Origin of the sequence: Rhizobium sp. ERR 1071, from assembly GCF_007828675.1 — a bacterium.
Taxonomy (GTDB): Bacteria; Pseudomonadota; Alphaproteobacteria; order Rhizobiales; family Rhizobiaceae; genus Rhizobium; species Rhizobium dioscoreae.
Window position 1 is genome coordinate 68843 of the sequence record NZ_VITM01000006.1, and the last position, 15799, is coordinate 84641.

Here is a 15799-nt window from a genome sequence, read left to right on the forward strand (position 1 = left end):
TGACGCCGCCGGCACGGCCGGCGGCGTCATGCGAAAGCTCTCGGGGTAAGAACGTGGCCGGTTTTCTCATCAAGCGATTGCTTCAGGCGATTTTCGTCGTGATCGCCATCACCCTTCTCGTCTCATTCGCCATCCGCCTCACCGGCGACCCTGCCGTGATGATGTTTCAGGGCGGCGGCAGCATGACCGAAGACGACCTTGCCCGCATCCGCACAGCCCTTGGCACGGATCAACCTTTCCTCGTGCAGTATTTCACCTTCCTGAAGGGGCTGCTGACGCTCGATTTCGGCCGCAGCTTCACCGGCGGTACACCGGTCTCGCAACTGATCGCCAATGCCCTGCCCGCCACGCTGCTGCTCGCCTTCATCTCGATGGTGGTATCGATCGCGCTCTCCATCCCACTCGGCATCAAGGCAGCGACGGCACGCGGCAAGACGGCGGACCAGGTGATCCGCGTTCTCTCGCTCCTCGGCCTCTCCTTCCCGAACTTCTGGCTGGCGCTGATGATGGTGCTATTGTTTTCCATCACGCTCGGCTGGCTGCCGCCGAGTGGCATGGTCGGCATTTCGAGCTACGTCATGCCGGCCGTGACGATGGGCGTCATCCTGACGGCGACCAATGTGCGCCTGGTGCGGACCGCCATGCTGGAGACGCTGCAATCGCAATATATCATGGTCGCGCGCGCCAAGGGCCTTAGCGAAAGCAAGGTGCTCTACAAGCATGCGCTGCGCAATTGCGCGATACCGCTCATCACCTATTTCGGCATTCAGTTCGGCGGGCTGCTCGGCGGCATCGTCGTCATCGAGCGCGTCTTCAACTGGCCCGGCCTCGGCACGCTGGCATTCGACGCCGTCGGCGCCCGCGACTACCCGGTCTTGCAGGGCGTAATCACCGTGCTGGCGCTCTTCATCATCGGCGTCAATCTCCTCGTCGACATCGCCTATGGCCTCGTCGATCCCCGTATCCGCACGGAGTAACGCTGATGGCCGCCACAGTTTCTCACCGTTCGCGCTTCTACAGCTTCGAATTCATATTCGGTGTATTGCTCACGGCTGTCATTTGCCTTGCCGTGCTGCTCTCTGACGTGCTTTTTCCAGGCGGCGCGGAAAAGATCGATCTGATGGCAAGGCTTGCAAGGCCCTTCGCCAGCCTCGCCCATCCTTTTGGCACTGATCCCCTCGGCCGCGATGTGCTAGCCCGCGTTGTCGCAGGCGGCAAGATATCGCTGACCGTCGGCCTGACTTCGGTCCTTGGCGGCGTTGTGCTTGGCGTGCTTGTGGGGCTTGCCGCAGGCTACTATCGTGGCATCTGGGATATGCTGCTGATGCGCTTTGCCGACGTCCAGCTTGCCATGCCCTTCATCCTGCTGGCGATCACCTTCATCGCCATTGTCGGCGGCAGTCTCACCAACACGATCATCCTGCTGATCGTATCGCAATGGGTGCAATATGCGCGCCTCGTGCGCGGTTCCGTGCTCAGCCTACGCGAGCGGGAATTCATCCTCTCGGCACGCGCGATCGGCGTCAAAGACTGGCGCATCATCTTCCAGCACCTGCTGCCGAACCTCATCGGACCGGTGATCGTATTGATGACGCTGAACATCGCCACCAACATTCTCCTGGAAAGCAGCCTGACCTTCCTCGGACTGGGCGTCGACCCGACAATTCCGAGCTGGGGCGGCATGCTGGCCGATGGCCGCACCTATCTGCAGACGGCGTGGTGGGTGAGCCTTTTCCCGGGCGTCGCAATCCTTTTGACCGTGCTCGGTCTCAATCTCCTCGGCGATTGGCTGCGCGACAGCCTCGACCCAACAGGCAGAACGACAAGGTAGATATCATGACCGTGATTTTCGAGAGACGTTTTGAGCGCACGCTATCGCGCCTTGTTGCCGATGCGAAGCCTGGCCAGAACTTCGAGGCATGGACTTTCGATGATCGTCAGAGCCGCCAGCAGGCTGAGCGTACGCTCGCGGAAAAAGGTATAAAGGCTCGCATTCGCAGCGCCTACAAGCCGCTGATCAATGCCTTCATCGAGGAAATCGACCTGCATGATGTGAATGCGATCGAGATCCGCTACCCGGTTCATCCCAACGCACCTGACAATCGCTTCCGCCTAGAAGCCTATCCGCTCGCGGCAATGGTGGGAAATCGCAAAATCACCTTTACCGCGCGAGCCGACATCAACTTTCATTATGACGTTCTGCTGAAAAGCAAAGCCGGTGAAGAGCGCCAATTGAAGGTGCTGGCGCCGAATCGCGTCCATATCGATGCCGCCGGCGAAACGAGCGTTTCTCCGACCGGCTGGCTCGTGCCGGACGGCAATGCGACGGGCAACCGGCTCGCCACCGATTATGAACAACTCTTCGAGGAGACCGTTGCCGCGGTCACACGCTTCGACTGGGGCGCAAGCGAACCCTATTTCGAGGAACTGAACATTCGCGTTGCCCTGCCGGCGCTGGACGAGACCTTGCCCGTCGGCGACGAAGTCATGAGCCTTCGCGAGGCGCTGCATGAAGACTTCTATTTCTCGCTGCTCGAATTCTTCCAGAAGAAATCCGGCCGCCCCCTCGGCGACCGTGGCTTGAAGCCGGGGCAGATCGTTCCGCAAATCCTGCAGTCCTCTGGCCAGATTTCCGTCCAAGTGGAAACGCAACCACTGACGTCTCGCTATTGGGATGGCCCGGAACAGCAGATCGAGATGGCAACGGAACCACTTGCTGTGCAGCAGATCGAGGCCGAGCTTAACAAGATCGGCGGCGAAGCATTCGAGGCCGTCACACGCTCTGGCCGCACAGTTCGAGCGCGCTACATCAAGGGCAGCGACGCGGCCGTGATGATCAGCGGCGGGCAGCACGCCAACGAGACGACTGGCGGCGCGGGCGCGCTGCGGGCAGCGCGGCGGCTGGCAGGGGTCGAAGGTGCGCATTTCACCATCTCGCCGCTGGAAAATCCGGATGGCTACGCCCTTCATCAGCGTCTGCGCCAAGACAACCCGCGCCACATGTATCATGCTGCCCGCTACACCGCGCTTGGCGACGATCTCGAATATCGGACCGAAGAGACTGCCGGCTCCCATCTCTTCGAAAAGAAAATCCGCTTCCAGGCAGAAAGGCTGAGCGGCGCGCGGCTGCACGTCAACCTGCATGGCTATCCGGCGCATGAATGGACGCGGCCGCTCTCCGGTTATGTCCCACGCAACTTCGCCATGTGGACGCTGCCGAAGGGCTTTTTCCTGATTGCCCGTTATCATTCCGGCTGGGCGGCTCAGGCAGAGCACCTTCTGGACAAGGTCACCAGGCACCTCGGCGCCATCCCGGGGCTGCTGGATTATAACGACCGCCAGATCGCACTCTATGAAATCCATGCCGGCGAAACCGGCTTCCGCATCATCAACGGCTTCCCGTGCCTCGCCAGTATCGACGACCGCCACACGGTGCCCATGACCTTGATCACCGAATATCCGGACGAGACCATTTACGGCGACGCATTCATCGCCGGCCATACCGCGCAGATGGAAACCGTGCTTTCGGCTTATCGCGCCTGGCAGGAGATCATGGCTTTAAGTTAGTCGGACGGGTTGATCGGATCATATCGAGAAGCGCGGTCATCGCACTGGACGTATAGGCGTCCTTCCGGCGCACGAAGAGCGTATCCACCAGCGACCGCTCCGGCGGGATCTCGTGGATTGCAACCCTGCCCTTCCGGGCAGCGGCAGCGACGACGCCTTTCGGAAGGAGAGTGATGCCGACGCCGGCCGACACACAGCTGACGATCGTATCGAGAGAGCCGAACTCCAGCGGCTTCGAGGTGACGATACCCATATCGGCAAGAAGCGACTCCAGCCGCTGGCGGTAAGAACAGCCGATCTGGAAGACGATGGTCTTCAGATCGGCAATGCAGGCCAAATCCTCCATTCCGCCAATGGCGGGCGATGTCACGAGGACGAGCTCTTCCTGAAAGATCACCTCCTGCTCGAGATCGGGATGGCTGACGGGACCCGCCACGAAGGCCCCCTCGACCCGACATGAAACGACATCGTCGATCAGTCGGCGGGTCGTACCGGTCGCGACGACGAGGCGCACCTGTGGATAGGTCTTGGCGAATTGGCCGAGGAGCGGCGACAATCGCAGCGCCGTGGTCGTCTCCAGGCTGCCGAGGGAAAGCGTCCCGCCCGGCTCACCATCATCCCTGGCGGCAGTACGGGCATCGGCCAGAAGCTTGGTGATGCGCCCGACAAATGGCAGAATTCGTTGCCCCGCCGGCGTGGTCGACACGCCCCTGGCATGCCGCTGGAACAGGCTGACGCCCAGCTCCTCTTCCAATGCCCGGATCCGCGCCGTCACATTCGATTGAACGGTATGCAGCTCCTGCGCTGCCCGGTTCATGCTGCCGTGCCGCGATACTGCCTCAAAAACTTTGAGATCCGATACATCCATCTTCTTATCTCCAATAGAGATAACTGCTCTCATAATAATTCATTTTTTATGATATAATGCACGGCGTATTCTCTCAAGTACAGATAGTTGAGAGAGTTCCCATGACCGAAACCGCCACGCACGAAACCGACAGGAACCATCATGATGCTCATATGGCATGGCGTGCCATCCTGTCGGCATTCTGCGCTTGCCTGATCGGTATCGGCCTTGCCCGTTTCGCCTATACGCCACTCCTGCCCGCCATCGTCGATAACAATTGGTTCGAAGCCCCGGCGGCTGCCTATCTCGGTGCCGCAAATCTTTCCGGCTATCTGGTCGGCGCATTGCTCGGGCGGACGGTCGCCGCCCGTGCCTCCACGGTCCTGACGCTCAGGATCATGATGCTTGCCGCAACGGCAGCCTTCTTCGCCTGCTCCTTTCCTGTCAACTTTCCATGGTTCTTTGCGTGGCGTTTTGCAGCCGGCCTTGCCGGCGGCGCCCTGATGGTTCTGGCAGCGCCGACCGTCCTGCCGCTGATCGCACCGTCTCGCCGAGGGCTTGCCAGCGGTATAATCTTCATGGGCATCGGCGCTGGCATCGCACTATCGGGCACATTGGTGCCCCTGCTGCTGCGACAGGGCTTGCGTGAGACATGGCTCGGCCTCGGCGCCTTATCGCTGCTGCTTACGATCATCGCCTGGACCGGATGGCCGCGCGAAATCGCCGGCCACACCGCCGCGAGCCATCATGCCACGCATGTCCCAAAACGCTGGACGCTGCGCGCGCTCTACATCGAATATGCTTTGAATGCCGCCGGCTGGGTTCCGCATATGATCTTCCTCGTGGATTTCGTAGCCCGCGGCTTGGGAGAGGGCTTGCAGGTCGGCGCGGAATACTGGGTGCTGTTTGGCCTCGGCGCGACCATCGGCCCCATCCTCGCCGGCCATTTGGCCGATCGCACGGGTTTTGCCGCAGCGCTGCGGTTTGCCTTCCTTCTCGAGGCCGTCGCAGTCGCCATTCCCACCTTTGGTCTCGGGCAGGCTTGGCTCATCGCGTCAAGCCTGATCGTCGGCGCCTTCGTAACCGGTACGGTTCCCCTGATGCTCGGGAGGATCGCGGAATTGCTGCCGCACCATCCGGCGCAGCAGAAGGTCGCATGGAGCCTGGCAACCGTATTCTTTGCCCTGTTTCAGGCGGCCGCGGCTTATGGACTTTCCTTCATCTTCGCCCGAACCGGCGGAAACTACAGGGTCCTCTTCTTGATCGGAGCCGGCGCAATGGTTCTCGCTTTGGCGATCGACCTCACCATTGCGGTGTTGGTCCGCGCTCCTCAGGAGAATGCCCAAGGTCCCGACGCCTAACAATAGGAGAACATGGCATGACAAAGCTTTTGACTGAAATTACCGGCAGCGAAAACATGATGGGGAATGGTGGTGCACTCGATGCGCTCATCGGCTTTTATCGCGCCTTCAACGCCGGTGACCTGGAAGCACTGGCCGCCAACTGGGCCGATGGCGGCAAGCCAAGCATGGACAATCCGATCGGCGGCATCCGGCGTGGATGGCCGTCGATCCGTGAAGGCTATGCAAAGCTGTTTGGTGGAAAGGCGAAAGTCCAAGTCGCATTCCATGATTTTACCAGCCAGGGCGGTGATGACTGGCATCTGTTCGTTGGCCGGGAGCGGGGAAGTTGCGTCACCGCCGACAGGAATATCGAGCTTCGCATCCGCACGACACGCTGGTTCACCCGGATCGACGGCGTCTGGCGTCAGCTCCACCATCACGGCTCCATTGAGGAACCTGCCCTGCTTGCTGCCTATCAGGAAATCATCTTCGGTGAGCCATTGGAGCGACCGGCGTAGATATTGGCACGAGATTTTGGCCCTCTGCGCGCTACCTTGCCCACATGGCGCCAAAGTTTCACGCGAGTTGGGATTCATGAGGCATTTTCTGCTGCTGTTCGCCAGCCTGTCCATTCTCTGCCTGGGGTCTTTTGCACCGCCGGCACAGGCCGAGGGATTCGTTCGCGCCGATCATCATTGGATCGTCGACGGCAAGGGCAATCCCCTCATCCTGCGCGGTCTCGGCCTCGGCGGCTGGATGGTGCAGGAAGGCTATATGATGGGGCTTTCCAATCTGAAGGCGCAGCACATCATTCGCCGCCGCATTTCCGAAGTCATCGGCGAGAAAAGGACCGAGCAATTCTATCGATCTTGGCGCGAGAATGCGGTAACGAAAGCCGATATCGACGCGATGGCCAAATGGGGCTTCAACAGCGTACGCCTGCCGATGCACTGGAACCTGTTCATCGAGGACAAGCACGGCAAGAACACCTCCAAGAACATTGTCTGGAACGAGGAGGGCTTTCGGCGGATCGACCTTTTGATCCGCTGGCTGAAAGCCAATGACATGTACCTGATCCTCGACCTGCATGCGGCACCTGGCGGCCAGGGTCACGACATCGCCATTTCCGATCGCAATCCGAATAAGCCGTCGCTCTGGGATAGCGACGAAAACCAGGCAATGATGATCGCGCTGTGGAGCGAGATCGCCCGTCGCTACAGGGACGAGCCGACGATCGCGGGCTATGATCTGCTCAACGAGCCGAACTGGGGTTTTCAGGACAAGAAAGACAAGGGCGGCTGCCGCGAGACCGAAAACCGGCCGCTGCGTGACATCTATCAGCGCACCATCCGCGCCATCCGCGCGATCGACACCAACCATATGCTTATCATCGAGGGCAATTGCTGGGGCAATAACTATGCCGGCATATTGCCGATCGACGATCGCAATACGGCGCTCAGCTTCCACAAATACTGGACACCGACGACGCAGGAATCGATCGAACCCTTCCTGAAACTGCGCGAACAATATGACATGCCGCTCTGGAACGGCGAATCCGGCGAAAACAACAATGAGTGGTACGCGCGCGCCGTCGCATTGCAGGAAAAGAACGGCATCGGCTGGTCATGGTGGCCATTGAAGAAAATAGGCGCCGGCAATCCGCTGGAGATCGAGACGAATGCAAACTATCGCCGCCTGACCGCCTATCTCCGCGGCAAGGGCAAGAAACCTTCCGCCAAGAGCGCCTTTGCCGGCTTGATGCAGCTTGCGACCGACAGCCGCTATGACAGGAATATCCATCATCAAGCCGTGCTCGACGCCTTGATGGGACCTTCGCGCAAATCAGGCATTGCCAAGTAGGATCACGGTCGATCCATTGGCGCGAGATGCCCCATATCTCCCGGAATCCAGCTATCCCATTGCATGCCTGATGGTCTTCGAGAGACGCAGGAGAAACGGAGGCCGGGATGAGGCCACAAGCTTCCACGAGAGGATGGTCTTTGCCATATCCCGAGGCAGGACACCGATCGAAAGAAACCATCCGGCCAGCATCAGGCGACGCTTTCGCGACGCATTCATCTTGAGACTGGCAACCGCGCCGGCCACGGCAAGAGAGAGCCTGGAATCATTCGCAACAGGATGTTGGTCCCTGTCGATGCAAAGCGATGCCAGACGCTCCTCCAGATGGACGGGATCGCGCAGGCCGGCATCATCGGGCATGTCCAATCCGATCTCCGTTGCCTGATCCGACAGGGCCTCCAACCGGCGGAAATCATGCGCTATGCGCCAGCGTGCGCGCTGACCGAGCTTTTCGGCAAAGACGGAATGATTGGCGCCATGTATGCGATAGGCGCCGAGGCAATCTTCGATGGAGGTCACTTCGCCATGGAGCGGCGCAACCGTGGCAAGATATCCATCGGCGCCCTGGCGAAACTCCGGTTCCGGGACCGGCATGACCTTGTCCAGCACCGAACGCTTGAACGCAAGACCGCTGGTGACCGTCGTCTGATAGCGGCCTTTCCGCAGTAACTCCGGAGTGACATCGCCGGAATCGAAGGGCAGTTCTACCGGCGGAAATACATCCTTTACATGCATCTGTTCATCAACGATATGCAGCCTGAACTGCACCTGGGCTGTCTTCTCTTCAAAGGCTTCAACAACCTCTGATACAGCATTCGGATAGAGATAATCATCCGCATCGAGAAACAGCACGATCTCGCCGTGGCTGGATGCGAAGCCGGTGTTGAATGCTGCAGCATGTCCACCGTTCACCTCACGCAGACATGTCTTTATTCGAGAGCCATAGGAGGCGATGACGTCAACCGTCGCATCCGTCGATGCATCATCGACTACAATGACCTCGGCATCGTCGTAATCCTGATCCAACGCGCTGTCGATACTGCGCCTCAGAAAATGCGCGTAGTTGTAGTTCGCAATGACGATGGAGACGGGAGTGCGGTCTTGGATGGAATACATCGCATTGAACCTCGCAGATCTGCTTTGGTCGCGGCGAACCTTCTCATTCAGGTCCTAATGAATGACGTCGATACTGGCCGGGATAGATCCTGACGCATAAGTGGTATTACGTGATATCCTATGCAGCCGATGCTTGGATCCTGTTGATCCGTCTTGCCTTTCCGAGCCTCACCAGTTTTATGGCTTTTGAATGACCGGCCGGCACGATGTGAATGCCGGCCACGCTATTCATTCGATAGATTCTTACTTCACTTGATAACGTCGAGCTGCGGTAGAGCGCGAAAGATTAGGCTTCAAGGCCTGCCGTGCATCTTCATAAGCCTTCTGCAAATCGACGTCTTCGAGAGCAGGGATCGTCGCAAGCTCGCCCCGATCAAAGCCAACCAGCGCTGCATCGACCATATCCTCGGTCGACATGACGATCTCCGATGGCAGATGTTCGACGGGGACACCGGCGACCGCCCAGAATTCCGTTGCAGTCGCGCCGGGCAGAACTGCCTGTACGCGAATATTCTTATCCGCCAGCTCATGCTTGAGGGACTGGCTGAAGGCAAGGACGAAGGCTTTCGTGCCGCCATAAACGCCATTCAGCAATTCCGGTGCGATTGCGACGATCGACGCAATATTGATGAGGGAGCCGCCACCACGCTGAACAAAGCCTGGCACCGCTGCATAGGTCAGCCGCATGAGCGCCGTGACATTCAGATCGATCATCTGCTGCATCTTGTCGACATCGGCCTCCAGCAAAGGTGCCGCCCCGCCAAAGCCGGCATTATTGACGAGAAGCGTAATCGCTTCATCCGTCTTCAGCACATGCTCGATACGCCGCAGCCCATTTGCCGAGCCGAGATCTGCGGCGATCACTTCGACCTTGCATCCCGTCTCTGTACGCAGCCGATCCGCAATCGCCGAAAGCCGGTCTTCATTGCGCGCCACCAGAATAAGGTCGTAGCCCCGGTGGGCGAGCCGGTGCGCATAGACGGCGCCAATGCCCGAAGAAGCGCCCGTTACCAATGCCTTGCCCGATGAATTTGTCATTGTTTCCATTCCTTGTCCTGCGGCGTCACTATTCCGCTGCAATAACAATACGCGCGGATGCCGATGACCTAAATGTCATATTCACCACGTTTTCAGACATTTCAGAACGGTAAATAATGGCTCGAATCGTAGAAAATTGATGCCGTTCGCGACCGATAAATGCTATAAGCACCTTTTCCAGCCGTGAGCTTTGCCATGCATTCCATCGGATTTCTCGTCTTCCCCGGCTTTCAGGTCATGGGATTTACCGCAGTGACCGCCTTCGAGGTTGCAAATCTGGCGAGCGAGAGGGAGCTCTATCGTGTAACGCTGCTATCGGAAACAGGAGGGCCTGTACGCTCATCGGCGGGGTTCTGTGTCGAAACGGAGGCATTTGGCGACGCTGCCTTTGATTCTCTTTTCATAGGCGCGGCGACGGAAGTTTCATCGACATCTCCGGCGATCCTCGACTATATCCGTCGGGCAGCAAAATCCGCCCGGCGCGTCGCGGCTCCATGCACCGGCGCCTTTGCTCTGGCTGAAGCCGGCCTGCTCGATGGTCGCCGCGCAACGACACATTGGGTCTTTGCGCGAGAGCTGCGGGATCGCTTCCCCGCGCTGAAGGTCGATGAAGACAAAATCTTCATCATCGATGGGTCCATCTGGACATCGGCGGGCATGACCGCCACCATCGACCTCGCCCTTGCGATGATCGAGAAGGATCACGGCGAGGAGCTGGCACGAGCAGTGGCCCGAAAGCTCGTCGTCTATCACCGCCGCGCCGGCGGGCAATCGCAATTTTCCACGCTTCTCGAGCTGGAGCCGAAGTCCGACCGTGTTCAACGCGCGCTCGACTTTGCCGGACGAAATCTGCGCAAAATCGTATCGGTCGAGGAGCTGGCAGAGGCGGCAAGCCTCAGCCCGCGCCAGTTCAACCGCGTCTTCCGCAGCGAGACCGGCCAATCCCCCGCCAAGGCGATCGAGAACATGCGGGTGGAGGCTGCGAGATTGATGATCGAAGACGGCCGCCATTCGATGGACGAAATCGCCACCGAAGTCGGCTTTGCCGATCGCGAGCGCATGCGTCGCGCATTCCTGCGCGTGCTGGGCCAGCCGCCGCAGACGATCCGCCGCAACGTACGCGCTTTCGGGTAGATGTAGCCGGCGAAGAACGAAGTCGCGGCCGCCATCAAGGCCCATAGCGAGAAGAGGTGAGATCGACCGAAAGGGGCGGCTTGTACCCGCTCCTTTCGGATTGCTGCACGGCATGGAATGAACCTTCTCCGAGCGGAGCGTCATTGCCCACTCGCCACGATCGCTCAGTTCAAGGAGAAGTCCTGCTCAACACATTTGGCCGTAGCGATCTTATGCCGCTGCCTCGAAGCATTCACTACAACGATTGCTGCATGGTCTGTCGGCCACATCACCGACCATCGGCAGGTTGATCCGATGCGCTAGGAGCTCCAATCAATATGTCAGCACCAATAGCCGCATAGTCCCTCATTGAGCGCGCGTCTCTCTTCCGGTTCAGTTTAACTCCTGGGGCCGGCAATGTCGAAGATACATCCGCCATGATGCTTGTTCGATGGCGCAACTACACACCCTCGATGACATCAGCATATCTCAGGCAAGAAAAAGCCCGCATGAAGCGGGCTTCTTAGTCTTATTCTGCTGCGCCTGCAGCTTTCGTCTTGCGCGTGCGCTTCGGCTTTGCTGCCTCTGCAGCAGCCGGTGCGGGAGCGGCAACCGAAGCGGCCTTTGTCCGGGTAGCTTTGGGTGCCGCAGCTTTTGGTGCTGCCTTGGTAGCAGCAGGCTTGGCGGCGGCCGACTTTACCGTTGCCGCGGGCTTGGCAGCCTTCGCCTTCGTCTTCGAAGCCGTTGCCTTGCCTCCAGTCTTTGCCGCGTTCAGGAGTGCGACGCGACGTTGGCGGTTCTGCTCGAGAGCCTGCTGGAAGCCGACATCATTCTCCGCATGAAAGGCCAGATCATCGAGAAACTCAGCCACGTCCTTGACCGTGTCGACAACGACGTAGCTCAATCCACGACCGGCATTGATGGAGTCGCGGCCGACCGTCACGCCAAAGCCACCGGGGACACGCTGGAACCAAGTAGAGCGCCACTTCTTGAAGCCTGCAGCGTCTCGCTCGTACTCCTCCAGATATGCCTTCTGTTCCGCTACTCGAGCACGAAATGTATCGACAACATTGCGTGCGCCAGCCTTCGGCTTATCAGCCTTTTTTGAAGTCCATTTCTCAAGAAAGTTTGCCATTGATCCGATCTCTTCAGGTTAGCGTTCTTTGTCAAGCCGCCGTTGCTTAGGAAGCGATGACGAAGCTCCTCCGCATGGATGCCCGCATATATGTAAAGGATAGATGTATAATGGCAACATAATACGTCATTATTGTCGACAATCTGGCCTTTGCAGCCGCCTTTGGAGAGCAAAGACGCTCAATTTTCGCAAATTTTCCGACCCGATTGGCCATTTCCGGACATGATCTGAAAACTTCGGCAAGGCGTGCTGCGGTGCATCCTTGCTTGGAAATGCTCTATGGCGATGCACAAACCTTGCGGGCGTGTCGAGGGGTAGTTGATGCCGTCTCTGGCTCTTGCCGCCACTTTGTTGTCCGGCAAACTCCTATGCATTCGCCTCTACGAGACCGAGGCCCGAGATAGCAACCTCTGCGCTCGGTCCGTATGCACCTCGGGATCACTCCATGATCCTGTGAGTTTTTCCTCTCTACACTGCCTTCGTCAGCTCGCCATACGGATCCAGCACGAACTTCGTTGCAGCACCTCGATTGAAATTCTCATATCCTTGTGCAGCATCTTCGAGCGAAATGATCCTGGAGTTGACAATATCTGCAATCGGCAGCCTGTCCTGCAGGATCGCCTGCTTGAGCTGGCGATTGTATTTCAACACCGGCGTCTGTCCCGTATGAAAGGATAGTACCTTTGCCTTGCCGAGACCGAAGCGCAGAGACAGGCTGCCCTGTTTCGCGGCACTGTCTACGGCACCGGGATCTTTCGTTACATACAGTCGGGGAATACCGATCGAACCGGCGGCTCCTGTCGTCTCCATCATTTGATTGAGCATGATCACCGGCTGCTCGCCGCTGAATGACCAGGCACCTCGGAGCCGACTGCATCGATCGCACTATCCACCTTATGGGTGCCGATGACTTCAGCGATCATATCGCCCAGACGATCGCTCCTGGAAAGATCGATGGTTCGAAGCCAACCTTGCATGTGCAGGGCGATCCTTGTCGAGCCTGACCGACGCTGTCCGCGCCGGTCAGGTCCGGAAATTATCAGACCGCCCGCTTCAACGCATCGCCAAGCATGGAGACGATCGTTTCGATCTCTGCGCGCTCGATGATGAGTGGCGGAGAAAGAGCGATAATATCGCCGGTTACGCGGATCAACAGGCCCTTCTGGAAGCAATCGACGAAGACGTCGTAGGCCCGCGTGCCCGGGGCGCCATCACGCGGCGCGAGTTCTACAGCGCCGACTAGGCCGAGATTGCGGATATCGACTACATGCGGCAGGCTCTTCAGTGAATGCAGCGCATTCTGCCAGTCCTCGGCCAGTTCGGCTGCACGCGTCAGCAGACCTTCCTCCTCGTAGATTTCCATGGTCGCAAGCCCCGCGGCGCAGGCGACCGGATGGCCGGAATAGGTATAGCCGTGGAAGAGCTCGATCTGGTTTTCCGGGCCGGTCATCAGGCCATCATAGATCTTGCGGCTGGCAAAAACGGCGCCCATCGGTATCGTGCCGTTGGTGATGCCTTTTGCCGTCGTGACAAGATCGGGAACAACGCCGAAATATTCGGTTGCAAACGGGGTGCCCAAGCGGCCGAAGCCGGTGATCACTTCATCGAAAATCAGCAGGATGCCATATTTGTCGGCGATGGCGCGCAGCCGCTCCAGATAGCCCTTCGGCGGCAGAACGACGCCGGCAGAACCGGACATCGGCTCGACGATGACGGCGGCGATCGTTTCAGCCCCGTGCAACGCGACCAGCCGTTCGAGGTCTTCCGCAAGCTCGATGCCATGGGCCGGCAGGCCCTTGCTGAAGGCATTGCGCTCGATATCGAGAGTGTGACGCATGTGATCGGCAGGGATCTGCGGGAAGACGCGGCGGTTGTTGACGAGGCCGCCGACGGAAATTCCACCGAAGCCGACGCCGTGATAGCCCTTTTCGCGGCCGATGATGCGGGTGCGCGTGCCCTGGCCGATAGCGCGCTGATAAGCGATGGCGATCTTCAGCGCGGTGTCGACCGACTCGGATCCGGAGCCTGTGAAGAAGACGCGGTCGAGCCCGGCCTCCGGACCGCCCGGCGCATGCGCAGCGAGCTTTGCCGCAAAGTCGAAGGCGATCGGGTGGCCCATCTGGAAGGTCGGCGCATAGTCCATGGTGGAGAGCTGGCGCTCGACCGCCTGTGCGATCTTCCTGCGGCCATGGCCGGCATTGACGCACCAGAGGCCTGCCGTCCCATCAAGCACCTTCTTGCCGTCGACATCGGTGTAATACATGCCGTCGGCGGCTGCGAGCAGACGCGGAGCCGCCTTGAACTGCCGGTTTGCCGTGAACGGCATCCAGAAATTTTCGAGAACAGGGGTGTTGGAATGCGTGATCTTGTCCATGGTCGCCTCCATTGCATTATCCCTGACATCAGCGATTTTCCTGTTTCGAACAAGACCTTTTCTTGCTGAATTTAACCCATTGATTTTGCTTATATCACATGAGATGTTTTCGATATTTCGAACATCTGAAACCCGAGACCGTCATGTCCGTCGATATCGGCAATCGCCTGCGTCATCTGCGCCTTGCGCACAATCTTTCTCAACGCGAACTCGCCAAGCGCGCGGGCGTTACCAATTCGACGGTCTCGCTGATCGAATCCAATTCGGCTAATCCATCCGTCGGTGCGCTGAAACGCATCCTCGACGGCATCCCGATCGGCCTTGCCGAATTCTTCGCCTTCGAACCGGAAGCACCGAAAAAGGCTTTCTACGCGGCTGAGGAGTTGGTCGAAATCGGCAAAGGCCCGATTTCCTATCGGCAGATCGGCGAAAACCTCTTCGGCCGCAGCCTTCAGATCTTGAAGGAGTGCTATCAGCCGGGCGCCGATACCGGCAAGGTACCACTGGTGCACGAGGGAGAGGAAGGCGGCATCGTGCTCACCGGCCGCCTGGAGGTGACGGTGGATGACGAACGCCGCATTCTCGGCCCAGGCGATGCCTACTACTTCGAAAGTCGCCGCCCGCATCGCTTCCGCTGTGTCGGGCCATATCCCTGTGAAGTCATCAGCGCCTGCACGCCGCCCAGCTTCTAGTGGACGGGTAGGCCGGATGGCCTGCGCTTACCATCGGCATCGATCACGACGTCGGCTACGAACGCCCGCACCCTGTTCTTGTCCGCAGTACCGATCGTCCTGATGAGATTGGCGATGTCCAGGCGATCTGGATGGAGGAAGACAACATCGGCAGCCGAGGCCACGGATGGGTTCTCGCCATGACGATACGCTGTCGCGACCACGGGCTGTCCCTGCGGCGGGCGCGGCGTGATCGAAGGACCGAGAACTTGAAAGCCACTGCCCTTGAAATTGATGTAATGCAGCTTCGAGCCATCCAGAAAGCGCTGACTTTCCTTATCTCGAATGACCGCTCCATCTTCCCAGCTGTCCCATAACCCCCGCACGACATCGACGACATCAAGCGCGTCCTGACGCAAGGCGGCGCTTCCCGCTGCAGGAAAGCCATTGAGGGCGCCAATAGCTTGCCGGGCATGCACGGCCCTCGATCCATCATAATGCTGAACCAGAAAACCCGCCCTGCCCTCGCTTACGAAATCCAGCGTCGCGATGGCGGTCGAGACATGAAACGGCTCGAGGAAATTGACCGCTGCGCCGGGGATGATTCTGATATTGCTGCTGCTCGCGGCAAGCCAGTTTGCAAGCAGCACGGCATCCAGCCCGTCGCCGTCAAGACGGGCAAAGCCGTCTTCCAGCGTCACAAAATCGACCACCGTGTCGAAACGCGCAACAAGC

General features: G+C 59.0%; 14 protein-coding genes and 1 pseudogene. 8 read left to right on the forward strand and 7 right to left on the reverse strand.

The window, feature by feature from the left end; all coding sequences use genetic code 11:
* Positions 1-53: 53 nt before the first annotated feature.
* The 3 genes from FBZ99_RS21210 to FBZ99_RS21220 are packed head-to-tail and all read left to right on the forward strand — an operon-like array spanning position 54 to position 3567.
* Entirely contained in the window at positions 54-977 is a 924-nt protein-coding gene (locus tag FBZ99_RS21210) for an ABC transporter permease (protein WP_113350877.1), read from the forward strand.
* 5 nt (positions 978-982) lie between these two features.
* Entirely contained in the window at positions 983-1831 is an 849-nt protein-coding gene (locus FBZ99_RS21215; RefSeq protein ID WP_113329314.1) for an ABC transporter permease, read from the forward strand.
* A gap of 5 nt (positions 1832-1836) precedes the next feature.
* Positions 1837-3567: a M14 family metallopeptidase gene (locus tag FBZ99_RS21220; RefSeq protein WP_113350876.1), complete on the forward strand. Its 1731-nt coding sequence runs from the start codon at positions 1837-1839 to the stop codon at positions 3565-3567.
* Here FBZ99_RS21220 and FBZ99_RS21225 read toward each other — a convergent pair.
* Positions 3551-4435, reverse strand: coding sequence for a LysR family transcriptional regulator (locus FBZ99_RS21225; protein WP_113350875.1), 885 nt, complete (start codon positions 4433-4435; stop codon positions 3551-3553). The genes FBZ99_RS21220 and FBZ99_RS21225 overlap by 17 nt on opposite strands.
* A 101-nt stretch (positions 4436-4536) precedes the next feature.
* Between FBZ99_RS21225 and FBZ99_RS21230 the strand changes: the two genes are divergently transcribed.
* From FBZ99_RS21230 to FBZ99_RS21240, 3 genes are all read left to right on the forward strand, one after another.
* Entirely contained in the window at positions 4537-5775 is a 1239-nt protein-coding gene (locus FBZ99_RS21230) for a YbfB/YjiJ family MFS transporter (protein WP_113350874.1), read from the forward strand.
* A 17-nt stretch (positions 5776-5792) separates the two neighbouring features.
* Complete coding sequence (locus tag FBZ99_RS21235) at positions 5793-6275, forward strand: YybH family protein (protein ID WP_113350873.1); 483 nt, start codon at positions 5793-5795, stop codon at positions 6273-6275.
* A 76-nt stretch (positions 6276-6351) separates the two neighbouring features.
* Positions 6352-7617, forward strand: coding sequence for a glycoside hydrolase family 5 protein (locus tag FBZ99_RS21240; RefSeq protein WP_113350872.1), 1266 nt, complete (start codon positions 6352-6354; stop codon positions 7615-7617).
* Positions 7618-7668: 51 nt separating this feature from the next.
* Here the strand turns inward: FBZ99_RS21240 and FBZ99_RS21245 are convergent, their stop codons facing one another.
* The gene (locus tag FBZ99_RS21245; RefSeq protein WP_113350871.1) at positions 7669-8733 is read right to left on the reverse strand and encodes a glycosyltransferase; all 1065 of its coding nucleotides are present in this window, start codon (positions 8731-8733) and stop codon (positions 7669-7671) included.
* A 243-nt stretch (positions 8734-8976) separates the two neighbouring features.
* On the reverse strand, positions 8977-9771 hold the full coding sequence (locus FBZ99_RS21250; protein ID WP_113389504.1) for an SDR family NAD(P)-dependent oxidoreductase: 795 nt from the start codon (positions 9769-9771) through the stop codon (positions 8977-8979).
* Positions 9772-9966: 195 nt separating this feature from the next.
* On the opposite strand from FBZ99_RS21250, the gene FBZ99_RS21255 reads away from it, so the two are divergent.
* On the forward strand, positions 9967-10905 hold the full coding sequence (locus FBZ99_RS21255) for a GlxA family transcriptional regulator (protein ID WP_113329321.1): 939 nt from the start codon (positions 9967-9969) through the stop codon (positions 10903-10905).
* Positions 10906-11413: 508 nt separating this feature from the next.
* On the opposite strand, the gene FBZ99_RS21260 is transcribed toward FBZ99_RS21255, so the two are convergent.
* The 3 genes and pseudogenes from FBZ99_RS21260 to FBZ99_RS21270 all read right to left on the reverse strand — a co-directional run bounded on the left by FBZ99_RS21260 (position 11414) and on the right by FBZ99_RS21270 (position 14393).
* On the reverse strand, positions 11414-12019 hold the full coding sequence (locus tag FBZ99_RS21260) for a hypothetical protein (protein ID WP_113329322.1): 606 nt from the start codon (positions 12017-12019) through the stop codon (positions 11414-11416).
* Positions 12020-12487: 468 nt separating this feature from the next.
* Positions 12488-12992 (reverse strand): annotated as a pseudogene (locus FBZ99_RS21265) (formaldehyde dehydrogenase, glutathione-independent); the annotation flags it as partial.
* A gap of 66 nt (positions 12993-13058) precedes the next feature.
* Complete coding sequence (locus FBZ99_RS21270) at positions 13059-14393, reverse strand: aspartate aminotransferase family protein (protein WP_113351070.1); 1335 nt, start codon at positions 14391-14393, stop codon at positions 13059-13061.
* A 143-nt stretch (positions 14394-14536) separates the two neighbouring features.
* Here FBZ99_RS21270 and FBZ99_RS21275 point away from each other — a divergent pair, with 143 nt between their 5' ends.
* Positions 14537-15085, forward strand: a complete 549-nt coding sequence (locus FBZ99_RS21275; protein WP_069610031.1) for a cupin domain-containing protein — start codon at positions 14537-14539, stop codon at positions 15083-15085.
* Here the strand turns inward: FBZ99_RS21275 and FBZ99_RS21280 are convergent.
* Entirely contained in the window at positions 15082-15765 is a 684-nt protein-coding gene (locus tag FBZ99_RS21280) for an LLM class flavin-dependent oxidoreductase (RefSeq protein WP_162748764.1), read from the reverse strand. The genes FBZ99_RS21275 and FBZ99_RS21280 overlap by 4 nt on opposite strands.
* Positions 15766-15799 lie beyond the last annotated feature (34 nt).